The organism is Roseburia hominis A2-183 (assembly GCF_000225345.1).
In the GTDB taxonomy this organism is placed as follows: Bacteria; Bacillota; Clostridia; order Lachnospirales; family Lachnospiraceae; genus Roseburia; species Roseburia hominis.
This window is the reverse complement of sequence record NC_015977.1, coordinates 1,313,977-1,332,493: the sequence shown is the minus strand read 5'-3', so window position 1 is coordinate 1,332,493 and position 18,517 is coordinate 1,313,977. Positions and strand designations below refer to the sequence as shown.

Sequence of the window (18,517 nt, the reverse complement as noted above, 5' to 3'; positions counted from 1 at the left end):
ACAGGTGCACGCTTCTTCCAAATAATATTCTCTCTATTTTCTCTTAATTATTTCTGATGTCAGCCGATATATATAGTAGAGAAGGAACTCATTAACCCCTATCAGTTGTGATTTATTTGTCAAGGAGGATGATTGTCGCAATCTACTATGATAGTGTTTTCGTGTTACCCGTTCACCCCGTAAACCGGATCGACCGGCTTGCACCAGAGAGCAGAAAGCAGCAACGTTCCAAACAGCAGCCTTCTTCTTCGTTCGCCACACTGCTGCATCAGGCAATGACGGTGACAGAGGAGGATGATGTTCATTCGTTCGATGCCACTGCCTAGAGAAAGGTTCTATGAATCAGACAAAAGAATTTCATAAGAAGGCCCCCGGTTGACAATCCAAGGTTTCGTACCTTTCCATTGCGCCCGGGGGTTTTCTTATGCCTGCAGGCAGGCTTCTCTTTTATTTTTCATACAGGAATTCTTCCGGCAGGGTCACATGAAAATCCTCTGCCAGATGTCTGAAGTCGTCCGGCTGTATCGTCTGGAGCTTATCCGGACGCATGGAGAGCGTCTTCACCAGAATCTCCGCGGATTTTTCTGCGGTGTGCATCAGACCGAACGTTAAGTCAAAGTCCTCGCCGGCAGCAAACATGCCGTGATGCGCCCAGATCGCAAGATCATATTTTTTCATCAGCTCGCTGGTCGCAACCGCAATCTCCCTGCCGCCCGGAACCATCCACGGCACCACGCCGACACCCGCCGGGAATACCACCGGACATTCCGTTGCCATCTCCCAGAGTTCTCTCGTGAATACGCGGTCCTCCAGTGGAAGCACGAACGTCAGCGCAATGATATTGGTGGTATGCGCGTGATAGACCACGCGGTACTTCGGATTCTGCAGTTTCTTTACCTCCAGGTTCATCAGATGGCTCGGCAGCTCCGAGGTCGGTCTTCCGCCGTTTACCAGTCCCCACACGATCCGGTAGTTCTCGCCCTTTTCATCCAGCTCAATCATGCAGATCGAATCTTCCGGCTTTAAGATGACGTTGCGGAAATATTTTCCGCTTCCGGTCACAAGGAAATACTCTCCTGCCAGATTGGGCACCGTGGTGCCGATCGGCTGCCACTCCTTTTCCTGAAAGTTCTCCCGCACCGCTTCCACTTCCTCCGGTTTCACGCGGTAAGATAAGTTTCCGCCGTTTCTCTCATGCCAGCCCTGCTCCCATCCGTCGTTTGCCATGCGGATAAATCCCTGTACAAATTCTGCATCCAAAAATTTCATGATTCTCTTCCTCTCTTCTCTCTGATTCAGCTTCTATCTGCTTATCCTCTTTTGGTCAGTACCTCACGCTCGTAACGCTCGATCTCGTCGTAGAAATGAAGGTCGTCGCACACGCCTTCCCTGCGGCAGTATTCCTCCCAGATCTCGCCGATCGGAAGCATTTTTACCGCCTCATGCATAACCATGAGTTTTCCCAGCTGATTCGTATCCTGCAGCTCCTTTAACATTTCATTCGGCGTGCACAGTGCCGTTAACAGGGCTTTCTGCCAGCTCCGAAAGCCTGTTGCAAGCGCCAGGACACGGTTGATGCTCGCATCAAAGTAATCCAGCGCCATGTATACACGGTCAAGCGCATCGTTTCTTACGATCTCTTTTGCCATCTCTTTCGTCTCGTCATCTAAGAGCAGCACATGATCCGAATCCCATCGCACGCCTCTGGTAATGTGAAGCGCAAACTCCGGGTAAAAACAGAGCATGGCAGGAATCTTGTCCGAAACATACTCCGTCGGATGATAATGTCCGTTGTCCATGAGCGGCATACAGCCTTCATGCTGTGCGGCGAAGCTCAATGTAAATTCTGCCGAACCCACGGTGTAAGACTCCACACCGATACCGAATACCTTGGATTCCACGCACGGCTTGACGAGATTTCTGTCATACGGTTCGGATAAAATCTGCTCGATCGAATCCTTGCAGCGCAGACGCGGTCCCATACGGTCTGCCGGAACATCCTTAAATCCATCCCCCGTCCAGATATTCATGACGCACGGCACGCCGGTCTCCTTTGCAAAATATTCTGAGATGCGGATGCATGCCTTTCCGTGGTTGATCCAGAACTTTCTGGTCTCCTCATCGGGGCTTGATAAGGTAAGTCCGTCTTTTACTTTTTCGTGGGAGAAAAACGTTGGGTTGAAATCAATTCCCATATGGTGCTTCTTCGCAAATTCCACCCACTTTGCAAAATGCTTCGGCTCTAAGGCGTCGCGGTCCGCAAATTCTCCCGGCTCAAAAATCGCATAGGACGCATGAATATTTAATTTTGCCGTTCCCGGCATCAGCTTCATTGCCTCCTCCATGTCCTCCATCAGCTGCTGCGGCGTTCTGGCGCGCCCCGGATAGTTTCCGGTCGTCTGGATTCCGCCTGTGAGTCCGCCGTCATTGTCAAATCCGATCACATCGTCCAGCTGCCAGCAGTGCAGCGATACTGGAACCTTTTTCAACCGCTCGATCGCGCGGTCTGTGTCCACGCCAAGTGCCTCATACTTTGCCTTTGCTGCTTCATAACCTGTCATCTCGTTTCTCCCTTCTCTCCTTCAAACTTCTCCATTGCAAACGAATCCGCAATGCATGCTCTCGCCGCCCTGAGGTCTTCAAATTCTCCCGCCGCAATCATCTGCGCGGCAAGGTTGCCGAGCGCCGTCGCCTCCGTCGGTCCCGCCTCGACCGTCTTTCCGGTGTATTCTGCGGTAAGCCGGTTTAAATACTGCGCATTCGCGCCGCCGCCCACAATGTGAATCTCTGGGTACTGTTTTCCCATCAACGCCTCGATCTCCTCTGCCGTCCCGGCATAGCACTGCGCAAGACTGTGGTAGATGACCGCCGCCAGTTCCCCGATGGTCTGCGGAACCTGCTCCCCCGCTTCCCGACATGCCCTCCTTACTTCCTCCGTCATGTTCTTCGGCGCCAGAAAGCGCGCATCGTTGACGTCGATACGCGATGCAATCGTCTCCTTTGCGGCGCGCGCACAGATCTCTCCAAACCCAAGTTCCGGCGCACTCTCCTTTCGGACAGACTGGATCATCCAGAGTCCCATGATATTTTTCAGATAGCGGAACCGGCAGTCGTAACCGCCCTCGTTTGTCATGTTGTGCTCTCTCGCCGCACTGCTGCAATCCGCCGTCATCCGTTCGGTTCCCATGAGCGACCATGTGCCGGAGCTGATATAGAGCGTCTCTTCCTCCTGCGTTGGCACCGCCGCCACCGCCGAGGCGGTATCGTGTGTGGGCGGCAGGATCACCTTGCAGGAAAATCCCACTTCTTTCTGGATCTCCCCCCGCAGGCTCCCCAGTTCATACCCCGGCATCCGGATCTCCTGAAACAGCCGTCTCGGATAGCCCAGCTGCCGGATCAGCTGCTCATCCCAGTCCTTTGTCACCGGGCTGACCAGCTGGGTCGTCGTCGCATTGGTATACTCCTGCACCTTTTTCCCGGTCAGAAGAAAATGAAAATAATCCGGCATCATCAGCAGACAGTCCGCCTGCTCCAGCCATTTTGGATGCTGCTCTTTTACTGCCGCCAGCTGATAGATCGTGTTAAAAATCTGTTTCTGGATTCCCGTTCTGCGGTAGAGTTCTTCCTCCGTAATGTGCGCATACACTTTTTCATCCATGCCCTGCGTCCTGCCGTCGCGGTAGGCTGCCGCATCTCCGATACGTCTTCCCTGCCCATCCAAAAGTACATAGTCCACCGCCCAGGTGTCAATCCCCATGCTGTGCGGAATTTTTCCCAGTCTGACACACTGCTTCATGCCGTTTAAAATCTCCGCAAACAGCCGCTCGACATCCCATACCTTGTGCCCGTTCTTCTCCGTCATTCCGTTCGGGAAACGGTAGATCTCTTCCAATACCAGCTTCCCGTCTTCCAGATGGGACAGCATGTGCCGTCCGCTCGACGCTCCGATGTCCACCGCCAGATAATACGTCGTCTCCATCCCCCTGCTCCTTTCTCTTTCCTTCTCATTTCTGCTGTCAGCATAACAAAAATAAGGACAGTTTTTTAGGCTCTGATTCGACTAAAAAACTGTCCTTATTTTCCATTCTCAAATGTTCTCTATAATTCTCTATGATTTTTCATCAAGGTTCCCGGCATCACGTAAATTCATCATGCGGTACGCACGCGGCGTCACGCCGTACCGGCTCTTAAACTGCCGGAAAAAATAACTCAGATTCTCATACCCGACATCGAGCGCGATCTCCTCCACCGCCAGATCCGTCTCCTTAAGCAGATGCGCCGCCGTCTCAAATCTCCGCTGCTGCAAAAGCTCCTTGAACGTATCGCCGGTTTTCTGCCGGATCAGCTTACTTAACACCGAGACCGACTGGTGGGTATCTTTTGCGATCTTCGTCAGATTCGCATTTTTGCAGTCGCTCTTGATGTACCCGAGCACCGCCTGCACGATCGTCTCCCGGTAATCCATCGAGGAATTGTGGCTTAAATTCTCAAGGTGATTCAGAAGATATAAAAATACCAGTCCCATCGTATACTGGTTCATGACATCCTCATCGGAATGTTCATGCAACATGGATTCGATCATATTTTCCATGAGATTTTCCACCTGCGGCTGCTCCTTTAAGCGGAACAGCAGGTAGTGCGATACCGGATTTTTCTGTCCGAAAGCGCCGGCGATAAATTCCGCAAGCACATTTTTCTCGTGCAGCATGGAAAGCGGCACCTCAAAAAACTCCGGCAGCGCGATAAAATTGATGCCGATATCCTCATACTCTGCCCTGCGGATAGCATGGCGCACCTGCTGGTTCAACATCAGCACATCCCCCTTGTGAAGCGTCAGCTCCTTCCCCTCAATGATGTGCGTGATGCTCCCCTGCACGACATACATGATCTCCACATAATTGTGCCGGTGCTCCGGGAAATCCACAAAGCGGCTGTGCGGGCGCACGGTGATGAGCCGTCCCCGCTTTAACAGCAGATCCCGGTCAATCTCCCCGATCGACTCTCTCGCATACAGCTGACGCTCGACCATTCCCTGTCCCGCTCTGTACTTTTTTTCTTCCTCTGAAATGACCATCAGTTCGTTAAGAAGTTCTTCTCTCATCGCCGCTCTGCTGCCCTTCTGTAAAACTCTGCGCCCCGCCTGCCGTTGTCACCAGCACGTCTGCTCTCTTCTACAATTATCCACACAGGCCACACCCGTTGTCAAGTATCAGACTTCTCCGAATAAAAAAAGTGGATCTTACCACCGTTTTCCGTGATAAAATCCACTTTTCCTTATTCCTGATTATTTGTTTTTATTTTTCCAGCCCGAAGCAATACTTTGTCACCGAGCGATACGTATCGCCCGCTTTTAACACCGGTGATTTGAAATTCTTCTCATTCACCGCATTCGGGAAATACTGCGTCTCCAGACAGAATGCATGGCGCTTGCCGTACTGCACGCCGCCCTTGCCGGTCTGCGGCGTGATAAAGTTGCCGGTATAGAGCTGGATCCCCACACAGTCCGTATACACATCCATGCAGATGCCGGACTTTGCACCTCTGGCGCGCGCAGCAAGCTGCATGGTGCCGTCCGCCTTGTCCAGCGCATAATTGTGGTCATAACCGCCCGCATAACGAAGCTGCGTATCGTCCGCTTCGATGTCCCGTCCGATCTCCTTCATCTCCCGGAAATCAAACGGCGTCCCGGCTACTTTTGCGAGTTCTCCGGTCGGAATCGCCTTGGAATCAATGACTGGCGTATAGTAAGATGCGTGAAGTTCAAGCTTCTGCCCTTCTATCACGCCGGAATCATGTCCGTCCAGATTAAAGTAGGCATGGTTCGTAAAGTTCGCCACCGTCGTCTGGTCGCAGACTGCCTCATAGGCGATCGCGACCTCCCCGTTATCGTCCAGCGTGTACGTGACCTTCGCCGTCATATTGCCTGGGAAATCCTGTTCCCCGTCGCGGCTTACATAGGAAAACGTAATACTCTGTGCGCTCTCCTGCACCACATCCCAGATCACTGCGTGAAAACCGTGCGATCCGCTGTGCAGATTGTTCTCGTTGTCATTTGCTTCCAGCGAATAGTCTTTTCCGTCCAGATGGATGTGTGCATGATCGATCCGGTTCGCATTGCGCCCGATCACAGCTCCGAAATAGCAGGTATTGTTCTGATAATCAACGGGTGTATCGTATCCCAGCACAACGTCATATACGTTTCCGTCTGAGCCCTTCATTGTGATCGATACGATCGTTGCCCCGAGATCAATGACAGAAAGCGTCATTCCCTGCGCATTGACAAGCGTGTACTCCGTGACCTCCCTGCCTTCCTTTGTTTGGCCAAAGCTTCGTTTTTGCATACTGATCCTCATTTCTAAGCATATTTATTGCGAAACGGCAGACCGTTTCTTCTGACGTACTAATTCTGTCCGTAGTAGGCATTTGCCCCATGCTTGCGGTAGAAATGCTTTTCCTTGATACAATCCGGCGCCGGCTTCACCTTCGGATTGATAAGCTCGGTGTTGCGCGCCATCTTCGCCACTTCCTCCAGCACGACCGCATTGTGGACTGCCTCTGCGGCATCCTTACCCCAGGTAAACGGTCCGTGATTCGCACAGAGAACCGCCGGTGTGTACATCGGCTTGATGCCTCTTGTCTCAAAGGTCTCAATAATCACAAGTCCGGTGTTCTTCTCATATGCCTCGTCGATCTCCTCCGGCGTCAGATTTCTGGCGCACGGAATCGGTCCGAAGAAATAGTCTGCATGCGTTGTGCCGTAAAGCGGAATGTCTCTGCCCGCCTGCGCCCACGCGACAGCCTCCGGGGAATGGGTATGTACAATACCACCGATCTCCTCGTACTTTTTGTAGAGTTCGATATGGGTCGCCGTGTCGGAGGACGGCTTATATCTGCCCTCGATCTTATTTCCGTCAAGATCCATGACTACCATATCGTCCGGGCTTAAGGCATCATAATCCACACCGCTCGGCTTGATGACGAAATAGCCGCTCTCGCGGTCGATTCCGCTGACATTGCCCCAGGTGTAGGTAATGAGCCCTCTGCGCGGAAGTTCCATGTTGGCTTCATAGACCTCTTTTTTTAATTCTTCTAACATCTCTTAGTTTCCTCCTGTGCTGCGCCGTTCTACTTCATCTCACGCAGGATGCGGTTTGCGATTCCCTCTGCATCCAGTTCGTATTTGTGAAGAAGTTCTTTTGCCGGACCGGATTCGCCAAAGACATCGTTGACACCGATTCTGGTAATCTTTGTCGGGCATTTTTCACCGAGCGTCTCCGCCACTGCAGCGCCGAGTCCTCCGATGATGGAATGCTCCTCCACCGTGAATACGCGCCCCGTCTTTTTTGCAGTCTTTACCACAAGTTCCTCGTCGAGCGGCTTGATGGTGTGAATGTTGATGACTTCCGCATGAATGCCCTGCTCTGCCAGCGTATCCGCTGCTGCCAGTGCTTCCGAGACACAAAGTCCGGTTGCAATGATGGAGCAGTCGCTTCCCTCACGGAGCGTCACGCCCTTGCCGATCTCAAACTTATAATCCGCGCCGTCGTTGATGACCGGAACCGCCAGTCTGCCAAAGCGCAGATACACCGGTCCCACGTACTCGTAGGCAGCCTTCACTGCCGCGCGAGCCTCGATGTCGTCCGCCGGGTTGATGACAACCATTCCCGGGATCGCACGCATCAGGGCAATATCCTCGTTGCACTGATGGGTCGCGCCGTCTTCCCCGACGGAAATTCCGGCATGTGTCGCACCGATCTTCACATTCAGATGCGGATATCCGATGGAATTGCGCACCTGCTCGTAAGAACGTCCTGCCGCAAACATGGCGAAGGTGCTCACAAACGGTACAAATCCACATGTGGACATTCCGGCTGCCACGCCGGTCATATTCGCCTCTGCGATACCGCAGTCAATGTGGCGGTCCGGGAATGCCTTCTTGAACATTCCGGTCTTGGTTGCCGCTGCGAGATCCGCATCCAAGACAACCAGATTCTCATGCTCTCCTCCAAGCTCGACCAAAGCATTGCCGTAGCTCTCTCTCGTTGCAATCTTTACTTCTGACACAATGCTTCACCTGCCTTTCTAAGATCCTCCATCGCCACTGCGTATTCCTCATCGTTCGGCGCTTTTCCGTGCCAGCCGACACTGTTCTCCATGTAGGAGACGCCTTTTCCCTTTACGGTGTGCGCAATGATCGCGGTCGGCATTCCCTTCGTAGTTCTCGCCTCATCAAACGCCCGCTTGATCTCATCGAAATCATTGCCGTCGATGTTGATGACGTGGAAATTAAAGCTCTCGAACTTCTTGTCGATCGGGTACGGCGAGCAGACCTCGTCGATCGGTCCGTCGATCTGCAGGTTGTTGTTGTCCACAATCACGCAGAGGTTATCCAGCTTGCGGAAACCTGCGAACATGGCAGCCTCCCAGATCTGTCCCTCCTCGATCTCGCCGTCGCCGCAAAGTGCATACACACGGTAATCCTGCTGTTTCATCTTCCCTGCCAGAGCCATGCCGCACGCTGCGGAAAGTCCCTGTCCCAGAGAACCGGAAGACATATCCACGCCCGGAATGTGCTTCATATCAGGATGTCCCTGTAAATACGATCCGGTATGGCGCAGGGTCAAAAGATCCTCCACCGGAAAATAACCGCGGTTTGCCAGTGCCGAGTAAAGTCCCGGCGCCGTGTGTCCCTTGGACAGCACAAAACGGTCGCGGTCCTCCTTCTTCGGATCCTTCGGATCAATATTCATCTCTTCAAAATATAAATAGGTGAAGATATCTGCTGCTGAGAGTGATCCGCCCGGATGTCCCGCCTTCGCGCTGTGCACGGACGATACAATTCCCTTGCGGACTTCAACAGCCATCTTCTGAAGTGCCAGCTTATCCATAGTTCCCCCTTCATGCATTCTTTGTCATTGCTACTGCAAAACTTTGTCATCAAATACCGCAGAGCATCTTCGGTAATTAGTCACCAAATACAGCTCTGTAGTCCGCCTGGAATTTCTCAATTCCCGCATCGGTAAGCGGATGCTTGGTCATCTGCTCAATAACTTTGTACGGAACCGTTGCGATATGTGCGCCTGCTAATGCACAGTCTGTCACATGGATCGGGTTGCGGATCGATGCAGCGATAATCTCGGTCTCAAGTCCGTAGTTGTCGAAGATCTGCACGATGTCCTGGATCAGATCGATACCTGCCGTGCTGATGTCGTCGAGTCTGCCAAGGAACGGAGATACATAGGTTGCGCCTGCGCGCGCTGCAAGAAGCGCCTGGTTTGCTGTGAAAATAAGCGTCACATTCGTCTTGATTCCCTCTGCGGACAGCACTTTGACTGCCTTTAATCCCTCTACGGTCATCGGGATCTTGACTACCATGTTCGGATGGATCGCTGCGATCTCACGTCCTTCTTTGATCATGCCTTCTGCATCCACAGTGGTTGCTTTTACCTCGCCGCTGATCGGACCGTCAACGATCGTCGTAATCTCCTTGATGACCTCGTTGAAATCTCTGCCCTCTTTGGCAATCAGAGACGGGTTTGTGGTAACGCCGCAGATCACTCCCATATCATTTGCCTTGCGGATGTCCTCTACGTTTGCTGTGTCAATAAAAAACTTCATATTCCTCTCCCTTTCTGCGCTTGTGCGCGCACCCTATATGTGTATCCGGGTCTGCCCCGGTACCATTCTCATTTACCGGGGGATGCCGTTTTGACATCCCCGTATGCTTCTTATTGTTTTTTAGCGGTAAAACAGATTGCCAAGCATCAGATCCTTCTTGAACTCGCGGATCTTTGTATCCTTGTCAATATAAACTGCCTCGATGCCCATGGCATTTGCCCAGTCGCCCATCTGCTCTGCGGTGAGGTCGTAGGTAAATGCGGTGTGGTGTGCGCCGCCTGCCAAAATCCATGCCTCCGCACCGGTGTAGAGATCCGGCTGCGGTGTCCAGTAATTCGTTGCTACCGGAAGCTTCGGCATCGGCTTCTCTGTCTTCTTACAGTCCACATCGTTGATGATGAGACGGAAACGGTTGCCGAGATCGATCAAGGATGTCGCGATACCGCTTCCTTCCTTGGAGGTAAATACCAGTCTCGCAGGGTCTTCTCTGTCACCCATGGAAAGCGGCTGGCACTTGATGGAAATCGGGCCGTCTGCGATGGACGGGCAGATCTCAAGCATATGTGCCTCGAGGATTCCCTCTTTGCCTTTTACGAAATTGTAGGTGTAATCCTCCAGCATGGAAGTACCCTTTGCCTCCTTCTTGCCTGCTGTCATAATCTTCATCAGGCGCACCATCGCTGCCACTTTCCAGTCACCCTCTGCGCCAAAGCCGTAGCCTTTTTCCTCGAGGCGCTGGATTGCAAGTCCCGGAAGCTGCTTTAAGGCACCGAGATCACCGAAGTGTGTTACGATTGCCTGATAATTCTTCTCGTCCAGGAAACGCTCGAAACCGATCTCGATCTGTGCCTGTACGGCTACATGGCGTCTGAACTCCTGCGGATCACGTCCCTCTAATAAAATGTCATATTTGTCATAATACTCATCTACCAAAGCGTTGGTATCGGACTCGGATACAGCTGCAACTGCCTCCGCAATCTCGTTGACCGGATAGGTATCCACTTCCCAGCCGAACTTCAGCTGTGCTTCGACCTTATCCCCCTCGGTAACAGCTACGTTTCTCATGTTGTCTGCCACACGCATCACGCGGATATGGCTGCTCTCGATCACGCCGACTGCTGTGCGCATCCAGGATGCAATGCGCTCCTGCACATTGACGTCGCTCCAGTGTCCCACGACTACCTTGCGCTCGATTCCCATACGTGTCACGATATGACCGTACTCACGGTCTCCGTGTGCCGACTGGTTCTCGTTCATGAAATCCATGTCGATGGTGTCGTAAGGAATCTCCTCATTGAACTGGGTATGTAAATGAAGCAGCGGCTTTCTGTACTCCTGTAATCCGAGAATCCAGGACTTTGCCGGGGAAAATGTGTGCATCCATGTGATGACGCCTGCGCACTCCTCATCTACATTTGCCTCGTTGAAGGTCTTACGGATCAGTTCATTGGTGATCAGTGTCGGCTTCCATACCACTTCATACGGAAGCACGCCGGACTCGTTTAACTTTGCCACGATGATTTTGGAATGCTCTGCCACATGTGCGAGGCACTCGTCTCCGTAAAGATCCTGTGATCCGGTGCAGAACCAGAACTTGTAATTTTTTGTTGCTAACATAATGTTCCCTCCATGAAATATATTTATGTTTCAGCAGTAACTGCTGTGTAAATCCCAATCTGTAAGCAGCGGCAGCATCTGCCGCTGCCCCCGTATCTGTCTATAACGGCATCGTCCAGGCTGCCGCCTTCGTGCCTGTCTTATAACGGCATCGTCCGGGCTGCCTCTTTCTCTGTTGCAAGCGCCGCTTTGTACGCCTTGATGTAAGCGTCAAATCCCGCAACATCCGCCGGATCCGGCTCCATCACGCTTCCGGACTCCCCGCCGAAGACTTTTTCGGAGAGGTACTGCTCCAGGCTCTCGCCGTCCGCTTTCTGCAGCATGTAGGATGCCAGCAGCGCCATGCCCCACGGACCGCCCTCGCCGGCTGTCTCCATCACTGCCACCGGCGCATCCATCGCTGCGGCCAAAATTCCCTGTCCGACGCCCTTGGTCTTAAAGAGTCCGCCGTGTCCGTAGATGCGATCCACTTTTACTTTTTCTTCCTTCAGCAGAATATCCAGACCGATCTTTAAGGTTGCAAGCGCTGCATACAGATGTGTCCGCATGAAATTGGCGAGATTAAAATGTGCATCCGGCTTGCGCACGAACAGTGGCCGTCCCTCGTTCACTCCGGTCACCGGCTCTCCCGAGAAATAGTTGTATGCCAGAAGTCCGCCGCAGTCCTTGTCACCCTCCAGCGCCTTATTGTAAAGCTTTCCGAAAAGCTCGTTCATATCGACATTGATTCCGAAGTTCTCCGCAAACTCCCGGAACAGACCGACCCAGGCGTTCAGATCCGAGGTACAGTTGTTGCAGTGCACCATCGCCACGGTATCGCCGGACGGTGTGGTCACCATATCCAGTTCCTCGTGTACCGCCTTTAAGTCTTCCTCTAAAACCACCATTGCAAACACGGATGTTCCGGCAGATACATTTCCGGTGCGCACAGCCACCGAATTCGTTGCCACCATACCGGTACCGGCATCTCCCTCCGGCGGGCAGAGTGGAATTCCGGCTTCCAGCCTGCCGCTCGGATCAAGAAGCTTTGCTCCCTCCTCTGTCAGTGTTCCAGCATTCTCCCCTGCCACGAGCACCTTCGGAAGAATCTCCTCTAACTTCCATGTATATTTCCCTACCGCAGGAAGCGCATCAAACTGTGCCAGCATCTTCCGGTTGTAATCTCTTGTCTTCGCATCGATCGGGAACATACCGGATGCCTCTCCGACTCCCAGTACCTTCTCCCCAGTGAGTTTCCAGTGAATATATCCCGCAAGCGTGGTAAAATATGCGATTTTATCCACATGCTCTTCCCCGTTTAAGATTGCCTGATACAGATGTGCGATGCTCCAGCGCTGCGGAATATTAAACGAGAACTCCTTCGTCAGTGCTGCGGCCGCCTCGCCCGTGATGGTATTTCTCCAGGTGCGGAACGGAACCAGAAGCTCCCCCTTCCCATCAAACGGCATATAGCCGTGCATCATTCCGGAAAATCCGATAGCACCAAGCTTTGTGACGGCAACACCGTATTTGTTCTGTACATCCTCGGTCATCTTGCGGTAGCAGTCTCTAAGACCGTCCCAGATCATATCCAGGCTGTACGTCCAGATTCCGTCGACCAGCTGATTCTCCCAGTCGTGCGCGCCTGACGCGATCGGCTGATGTGTCTCGTCCACCAGCACTGCCTTGATTCTGGTAGAACCGAACTCAATACCAAGCACCGCCTTCCCGCTCTCAATCCTCTCCTTTGCGTTTCCCATGTGTAACAAACCCCTTTCCGAAACCATGCCGCATCTCTCATACACCCATGATTTCCCTGCACTCATCTTGTTGATGTTATCTTAAGCATAAAACTTGTATGCTCGTAATAACAAGTTGTTTTTTATTCATTTTTATATCGTGTGGTTCTCTATTTTTTATCTATCCGGAAAACATGTACACCGTGTGCCGGGATTTCATCCGAAAGGCAGTCATTGTGCACAATGAGTTCCGTTCCATCCCAGAGTTCCCGCGCACGGATGGTTCCTGGCTGCCCGCACATGTCTGCAAACGCTTCCGTCTCCGGCAATGCAGCCTCACACTGCGCCGGCTGCTCCATAAAGTTAAACAGGGCAAGATACCGTTCGCCCTTTTTTTCATTAACACAGCTCCAGACCGCATGCCGCAAATCGCGCGCCACCTGCCTGCCCACATAGTCTGCATCGAGCATCTGCAATAGTTCCTGTCTCGTCAGAAGAAAACGCGTCCAGTCATCCAGCTTCGTCAGTTCACCGCCGATCATTAAAGGCGAGCCGAACATACACCAGAGCGTCATCATCGTCTTCTGCTCATCCCTCGTAAAGTTTGTCTGCCGCTCCTGCCCGAACCCTTTTCCGAGCCGGCCGACCGGCAGCATATCGCAGTCCGGAAACGATCCGCAGCCCACATGGTTCTGCCACAGTTCACAGCGCCGGAACATGTCGTAGAGCAGCTCCCACGTATCCCAGAAATCATCCGTGATGCGCCACATGTTGGCATAGGTTTCATAATGCCATGCCTTTTCGATCAGCGCCGGTCCCGGCGACAGGGAGAGCACGATGTCCCGGCCGCACTTTTCAATCGCATGCTGCAGCATTTCGATCTCATGCGCCGCCGAATACGGATGTTCCACGTACAGATTGGTATTGCAGATATCATCGCATTTGATAAAATCCACACCCCACTGTGCGTACAGCGCCACGATGGAATCGTAATATTCCTGTGCGCCCGGCTCTCCCATACGGATGCCGTACATGTCGGGATTCCACTTACAGATCGACGACGGATCCGCTATATCGCTCGCCAGCGCGTCGCTTCCCAAAATCGGCAGATGCCGGTGTGCCGCTTCCCGCGGAATTCCCCGCATGATATGGATTCCAAACTTTAACCCCAGCCCGTGCACATAATCCGCCAGCGCCCGAAAGCCCACGCCGTCCTTCGCCGACGGGAAGCGGTCCGTACAGGGGAGCAGCCGCCCGTACTCATCCATCGACACCTCCCCAAACGGAATATACTGATACTTCTCCCTCTGACTTCCGGTGTTCTTTGCATACCACTGGATGTCCACCACAATATATTCCCAGCCGTACGGTTTTAAGTGCGCCGCCATATAATCCGCGTTTGCCCTGACCTCCCGCTCCGTCACTGTGGTGTCGTAATAGTCATAGCTGTTCCACCCCATCGGGGCATGTTTCATCCGGTATTTCATGCTTCTCTCCTTCTCTTCCCCATTCACGATATTTCCTATAGAACACAAAAAGCCGCTGCAGATGCAGCGGCTTTTTGTTGTCATACATCCTGCTTCCAAGTGTATGACTTGTACTTTCGTACTTACAAGTTGTTTTTATCGTCCTGTGTCATGTCCGTATCGTCTCTTCTTCTGCAGGATTCCCGAATCACAAGTTCCGGCTCCATCAAGACGCATTTTCCTTCGATATTGGAATTCCCCTCCCGGATAATCCGAAGCAGCAGTTCGGCGGCTGCCGCTCCCAGTTCCTCCTGCGGATGGGAGATCGTCGTCAACGGCACGCGGCATGTCTGTGCCAGATAGGAATTGTCATACCCCGTCACCGAAACATCCTGGGGCACGGAGAGCCCCTCCTCATTCAGCGCGCGGATCACCTCGATGGCTACCTGATCGTTGTACGCCACCACCGCCTCAAACGGATGATTGCCGCGATCTCTCGCCATCTGCCTGATCCGCTCAAACGGATGGGTCTTGCGGTCCTCCGTGTAGAACCAGATCACCTTATCCGGATCATACGCAATTCCCGCTTCCTGCAATGCCTGCACATACCCCTTGTGGCGCTGCTGTCCCTGCGTGTCGTCGGATTTGAAGACGCCCACAATGCGCCGGTGTCCCAGTTCAATCAGGTATCTGGTCGCAAGATAGGCGCCCCGGCAGTCGTCCAGGAGAATCTGCGGCCGGTCCAGAAGCTGTGCATGTACTCCCTGGATAAATACATAGGGAATATGATAGCTGTCGAGCATCTCATACAGATTCACATGCCGGCAGAAAATCTGGCTCTTGCTCGGCTCAATGATGAGTCCGTCAATATCCTTCTGCAGCAGTTCCTCGAGACACTTCGCCTCAAGGCTTCTCGAGTTGCGCGTATTTTTTAGGAGAATACTGTAACCGTTCTCCGTGAGCACCTGGTCAATTCCCTGCACAATGCGCGGAAAAATGTAATCCGAAAGATAAGTTGTCACAACCGCGATATTTTTGGATGGCATCGTGTGCCGTAACATCTCCGAGCAGAAGGTTCCGCGGCCGTGTTCCGCATATATGTATCCCTCATTCTGCAAAATCTGCAGTGCCTTGCGCACCGTCTGCCGGCTGACCCCGTACTCCGCCGACAGTTCATTCTCCGAGGGAAGCTTCTCTCCCGGGCGTATCTCCCCCGACATGATCTTGCCGTGGAGCTGCTCCATCAGATCATAATATTTTAATCTCTTATCCATTCCGTCCGATCCCCCTGAATGCCTTCTCTCTTTGCGCGCCGTCAGCCCGTTATCCCGACAGCCTCCTTCGCCAGGCGGTCTGCCTCCTCATTGCCCATGACGCCCGAGTGTCCCTTTACCTTCACAAAAGAAAGCCGGATCTTATCCTCCACCGAGCGCACATACTCGTAGTAGGCCACCGTACCCTTTTTATTGCGCTTCCAGAGTCCTTTTGCCCACATCTCGATTCCCATATAATCGTAATAGATCGTAAGATCCTTTAAGCCAAGTTCGAGCGCCTTTTCGATGGCTGCCATGCTCCCGAAAACCTCGCCTGCCACATTGCGCATCGACGCCATCTCCGGCTCCTTCCCCGCACCCTGCAGCACTTCTTTTCCGCCGGCATGAATCAAAAAACCTCCATAACCGTACACGCCGGTACCGGCGTGAAAAGAGCCATCCACGAACGCGTAATTCTCCGGCAGATCCTCTGTCTCTCCGGCAGATTCCGCACCTCTCGTCTCTGCCTTGCCGTCTCCGGCTGTTCCTGATTTCTGCTGTGCTGCTCCTTGCGTTGCATTCTGCTGCGCCGCTCCTTTTGCATGAGCTTCTCCCCCACGCGCCGGTGCGCTTTCCAGAAACGTCTCCGCTTCTTCCAGCGTCTTAAAACTCTTGTAAACCGCTCCGTGGAACCCGTGCACCATCGCCTTACACTCGTCCCATTTTGTGTATATTCCCGGTTTCTTACCAACCGCTACCGCATAATATTTTACTGCCATCTCGTCATCCTTTATTTCGATATTTTATAATACAATATACCATATAATTCCCGCACATAAAAGGTCGGAAGGTAGAGAAAAAATGTCCGGCTCGGTGTGCTGTAGCTTGTAATGCCAAGTCTCTTTGCCGTCTGATTCGCCCGGTACTCATGGAATTCACTGGTTATAATCGTGATGGGTCCGTCGATTCCGTGCTGTTGTAACAATTCCATGGAATATTGCAGATTTTCCGCCGTCGTCGTGGACCGGTCCTCCAGAAGCAGTCTCGCCCCGTCGATCCCCCGCCCGGTCAGGTAACGGTACATGCACTCTGCCTCGCTGATCTCCTCTCCATCTCCCTGTCCGCCGGATAATACGCACACAGCTTTTGGATTCCGGTTCAGATACTCATACGCCGCGCAAAGCCGTTCATTCAACACCCGGCTCGGCCGCTCCCCCTTGACGCTGCATCCTAAGACCACCGCCGTCGTATTCTCCGGCGCACGGTTTGCCGCGCTTCTTATCATCCCCGCCGTCTCCACTGTCACGATAAGCAGAATAAAAAGGAGCACCATGCCCAGGGCGGACAATCCCGCTCTGCCACCGCGCGTCTGCCAAAGTCTCCCTGCCACATCCTGTACCTGCCGGTAAAAAATACCGTACAGCAGCACAAGGGCTGACACCGCCATTCCCGTAATGTTACCGATATTAACCACGACAAATGCCGGAATGAAAAACCACAGGAAAAATACGGCTCCAACTGCCATTATCCACCAATGCATCCGTGCCATCTTACCTCCCTCAAAAAGCAATGAGCGGCACGCCGAAGCGGGCCGCTCTTGTCCTCTCTTGTTACAAATCTTGTTACGAAATCTCCAGCTTACAGTTCGCACGCATTTTTAACGGACATTCATAAACGTTCTCATTATTCTCTTTTGCAATGTAAGAAAGCGGACACTTTCTGCAGTCGCCTTTATTAAAATCTCCGCCAACCTCAAATTTTAAGGTTGCCGTCTTCACACCCTTCACCATCTCTTCCTGCCGGATGTGATCCCAGCTCAATACCTGGCTGCAACCGGCACACTTGCTCTCGTTCAATGTCACCACGCGCTTGCAGGTCGGACAGGCATAAAACTTCTTACCGGACGGCTCCACCAGTTCCACAACTTCCGCCGGAAACTGCTTAATCAATTCCTCTCTCAAATTGTCCTGCATGATCCAATCGCTCCTTTATCCTGAGTTTGCACTGGTACTATCATACCACAAAGGCGGCGGTACTGTAAACCGCTTTCCTTCGTTTTCCGCTCAGATTCCGTTTCATTATTCTCCGGGTTCCGCTACTTTTCCCCCTGTTGCTGCCGGATCATGTCCATGATGTAATCGATCGTTTCCTGCCACTGCTCCCTGTCCGTAATCCCGGCCTCGCCGTCTCCCTTCTGCGATCCGTAATTGCCGAACCCGGCATGGTTGCCGCCCTCTAAGACATACTCGCGGCAGTCCGCCGCAAGACCGATTGCTTCCTGATATTTTTCCATATTCAAAACGCCGTCCTCGCTCCCGTAGAGCGAGAGCACCGGAAGCGTCTGAAGTTTCCTGGTCGGGTACGCCGCCAGAAAAATAAGTCCCGCGAGCTCTGACTCATGCTTTGCCGCATAGCTGCCCGCCATGGCTCCGCCCAGAGAATGTCCCGCCAGATACCAGCGCTTTACCTCTCCAAACTCCTGCCGCACCTCATCCGCCGCATTCGGCTTTAAAATGGCAAGGTGCGCCGGCATCTTTACCGTCACGCAAAAGATTCCCTGCTGCGCAAGCCCATCCATAACCGGTGCGTACGCCGTCTCTTCCACCTTGGCTCCCGGATAAAAGATCAGTCCCGTCTCACTCTGCGGATCTCCGTAAGCGATGTAGGCATCCGTCTCCGATACCTCTGTTGTCTGAAGTTCATAGTCCTTCGCATGATAATAATCTGCCGTATAGGTATTAAATCCCACAATCACGGCTGCCACGATTAAAACCGTAAAAATAATTCTGCGCACCGCTTTTGCATGCTTCATTGTCTCTCATCCTCCGACACCGGAATCTGCTTC

18 protein-coding genes are annotated in these 18,517 nt (G+C 52.8%); 1 reads left to right on the top strand and 17 read right to left on the bottom strand.

The genetic code is table 11. The features are described from left to right. Nucleotides 1–128: 128 nt before the first annotated feature. The gene (locus tag RHOM_RS05955; RefSeq protein ID WP_044024625.1) at nt 129–326 is read left to right on the top strand and encodes a hypothetical protein; all 198 of its coding nucleotides are present in this window, start codon (nt 129–131) and stop codon (nt 324–326) included. A 121-nt stretch (nt 327–447) separates the two neighbouring features. On the opposite strand, the gene rhaD is transcribed toward RHOM_RS05955, so the two are convergent. The 17 genes from rhaD to RHOM_RS05870 all read right to left on the bottom strand — a co-directional run bounded on the left by rhaD (nt 448) and on the right by RHOM_RS05870 (nt 18,484). Then, entirely contained in the window at nt 448–1,269 is an 822-nt protein-coding gene (rhaD, locus tag RHOM_RS05950) for a rhamnulose-1-phosphate aldolase (protein WP_014079379.1), read from the bottom strand. 41 nt (nt 1,270–1,310) lie between these two features. Then, a complete protein-coding gene (locus tag RHOM_RS05945; RefSeq protein WP_014079378.1) occupies nt 1,311–2,561 on the bottom strand; it encodes an L-rhamnose isomerase in 1,251 nt (416 codons plus the stop codon). Next, on the bottom strand, nt 2,558–3,979 hold the full coding sequence (gene rhaB, locus RHOM_RS05940) for a rhamnulokinase (protein WP_014079377.1): 1,422 nt from the start codon (nt 3,977–3,979) through the stop codon (nt 2,558–2,560). The genes RHOM_RS05945 and rhaB overlap by 4 nt, the downstream gene beginning before the upstream one ends. Nucleotides 3,980–4,108: 129 nt before the next feature. Next, nucleotides 4,109–5,101: an AraC family transcriptional regulator gene (locus RHOM_RS05935; protein WP_014079376.1), complete on the bottom strand. Its 993-nt coding sequence runs from the start codon at nt 5,099–5,101 to the stop codon at nt 4,109–4,111. A 193-nt stretch (nt 5,102–5,294) separates the two neighbouring features. Further along, nucleotides 5,295–6,341, bottom strand: coding sequence for an aldose epimerase family protein (locus RHOM_RS05930; RefSeq protein WP_014079375.1), 1,047 nt, complete (start codon nt 6,339–6,341; stop codon nt 5,295–5,297). 59 nt (nt 6,342–6,400) lie between these two features. Further along, nucleotides 6,401–7,096: an L-ribulose-5-phosphate 4-epimerase gene (locus RHOM_RS05925; protein ID WP_014079374.1), complete on the bottom strand. Its 696-nt coding sequence runs from the start codon at nt 7,094–7,096 to the stop codon at nt 6,401–6,403. 29 nt (nt 7,097–7,125) lie between these two features. Next, nucleotides 7,126–8,064: a transketolase family protein gene (locus tag RHOM_RS05920; RefSeq protein WP_014079373.1), complete on the bottom strand. Its 939-nt coding sequence runs from the start codon at nt 8,062–8,064 to the stop codon at nt 7,126–7,128. Then, entirely contained in the window at nt 8,052–8,888 is an 837-nt protein-coding gene (locus RHOM_RS05915; protein WP_014079372.1) for a transketolase, read from the bottom strand. The genes RHOM_RS05920 and RHOM_RS05915 overlap by 13 nt, the downstream gene beginning before the upstream one ends. 76 nt (nt 8,889–8,964) lie before the next feature. Beyond that, entirely contained in the window at nt 8,965–9,618 is a 654-nt protein-coding gene (fsa, locus tag RHOM_RS05910) for a fructose-6-phosphate aldolase (RefSeq protein WP_014079371.1), read from the bottom strand. Between the two features lie 120 nt (nt 9,619–9,738). Continuing rightward, nucleotides 9,739–11,235 (bottom strand): L-arabinose isomerase, encoded by a 1,497-nt coding sequence (araA, locus tag RHOM_RS05905; RefSeq protein WP_014079369.1) that lies wholly within the window; start codon nt 11,233–11,235, stop codon nt 9,739–9,741. Between the two features lie 140 nt (nt 11,236–11,375). After that, entirely contained in the window at nt 11,376–12,974 is a 1,599-nt protein-coding gene (locus RHOM_RS05900) for a xylulokinase (protein ID WP_014079368.1), read from the bottom strand. Between the two features lie 149 nt (nt 12,975–13,123). Then, on the bottom strand, nt 13,124–14,524 hold the full coding sequence (locus tag RHOM_RS05895; RefSeq protein ID WP_014079367.1) for a glycoside hydrolase family 27 protein: 1,401 nt from the start codon (nt 14,522–14,524) through the stop codon (nt 13,124–13,126). A gap of 38 nt (nt 14,525–14,562) precedes the next feature. After that, nucleotides 14,563–15,693: a GntR family transcriptional regulator gene (locus RHOM_RS05890; RefSeq protein WP_014079366.1), complete on the bottom strand. Its 1,131-nt coding sequence runs from the start codon at nt 15,691–15,693 to the stop codon at nt 14,563–14,565. A gap of 41 nt (nt 15,694–15,734) precedes the next feature. Then, on the bottom strand, nt 15,735–16,451 hold the full coding sequence (locus RHOM_RS05885; protein WP_014079365.1) for a ribonuclease H1 domain-containing protein: 717 nt from the start codon (nt 16,449–16,451) through the stop codon (nt 15,735–15,737). Nucleotides 16,452–16,462: 11 nt separating this feature from the next. Continuing rightward, nucleotides 16,463–17,221 carry a YdcF family protein gene (locus RHOM_RS05880; protein WP_014079364.1) on the bottom strand — a complete coding sequence of 253 codons (759 nt, stop codon included), beginning with the start codon at nt 17,219–17,221 and terminating at the stop codon, nt 16,463–16,465. Nucleotides 17,222–17,294: 73 nt separating this feature from the next. Further along, complete coding sequence (locus RHOM_RS05875) at nt 17,295–17,645, bottom strand: hypothetical protein (RefSeq protein ID WP_014079363.1); 351 nt, start codon at nt 17,643–17,645, stop codon at nt 17,295–17,297. A 122-nt stretch (nt 17,646–17,767) separates the two neighbouring features. Beyond that, a complete protein-coding gene (locus RHOM_RS05870; RefSeq protein ID WP_014079362.1) occupies nt 17,768–18,484 on the bottom strand; it encodes an alpha/beta hydrolase in 717 nt (238 codons plus the stop codon). Between the last annotated feature and the right edge of the window lie 33 nt (nt 18,485–18,517).

Bases quoted from the DNA above. Each gene is read 5' to 3' on its own strand.
- RHOM_RS05955 (WP_044024625.1), top strand. From the start codon at position 129: ATGATTGTCGCAATCTACTATGATAGTGTTTTCGTGTTACCCGTTCAC.
- rhaD (WP_014079379.1), bottom strand. From the start codon at position 1,269: ATGAAATTTTTGGATGCAGAATTTGTACAGGGATTTATCCGCATGGCA.
- RHOM_RS05945 (WP_014079378.1), bottom strand. From the start codon at position 2,561: ATGACAGGTTATGAAGCAGCAAAGGCAAAGTATGAGGCACTTGGCGTG.
- rhaB (WP_014079377.1), bottom strand. From the start codon at position 3,979: ATGGAGACGACGTATTATCTGGCGGTGGACATCGGAGCGTCGAGCGGA.
- RHOM_RS05935 (WP_014079376.1), bottom strand. From the start codon at position 5,101: ATGAGAGAAGAACTTCTTAACGAACTGATGGTCATTTCAGAGGAAGAA.
- RHOM_RS05930 (WP_014079375.1), bottom strand. From the start codon at position 6,341: ATGCAAAAACGAAGCTTTGGCCAAACAAAGGAAGGCAGGGAGGTCACG.
- RHOM_RS05925 (WP_014079374.1), bottom strand. From the start codon at position 7,096: ATGTTAGAAGAATTAAAAAAAGAGGTCTATGAAGCCAACATGGAACTT.
- RHOM_RS05915 (WP_014079372.1), bottom strand. From the start codon at position 8,888: ATGGATAAGCTGGCACTTCAGAAGATGGCTGTTGAAGTCCGCAAGGGA.
- fsa (WP_014079371.1), bottom strand. From the start codon at position 9,618: ATGAAGTTTTTTATTGACACAGCAAACGTAGAGGACATCCGCAAGGCA.
- araA (WP_014079369.1), bottom strand. From the start codon at position 11,235: ATGTTAGCAACAAAAAATTACAAGTTCTGGTTCTGCACCGGATCACAG.
- RHOM_RS05900 (WP_014079368.1), bottom strand. From the start codon at position 12,974: ATGGGAAACGCAAAGGAGAGGATTGAGAGCGGGAAGGCGGTGCTTGGT.
- RHOM_RS05895 (WP_014079367.1), bottom strand. From the start codon at position 14,524: ATGACAACAAAAAGCCGCTGCATCTGCAGCGGCTTTTTGTGTTCTATA.
- RHOM_RS05890 (WP_014079366.1), bottom strand. From the start codon at position 15,693: ATGGATAAGAGATTAAAATATTATGATCTGATGGAGCAGCTCCACGGC.
- RHOM_RS05885 (WP_014079365.1), bottom strand. From the start codon at position 16,451: ATGGCAGTAAAATATTATGCGGTAGCGGTTGGTAAGAAACCGGGAATA.
- RHOM_RS05880 (WP_014079364.1), bottom strand. From the start codon at position 17,221: ATGGCACGGATGCATTGGTGGATAATGGCAGTTGGAGCCGTATTTTTC.
- RHOM_RS05875 (WP_014079363.1), bottom strand. From the start codon at position 17,645: ATGCAGGACAATTTGAGAGAGGAATTGATTAAGCAGTTTCCGGCGGAA.
- RHOM_RS05870 (WP_014079362.1), bottom strand. From the start codon at position 18,484: ATGAAGCATGCAAAAGCGGTGCGCAGAATTATTTTTACGGTTTTAATC.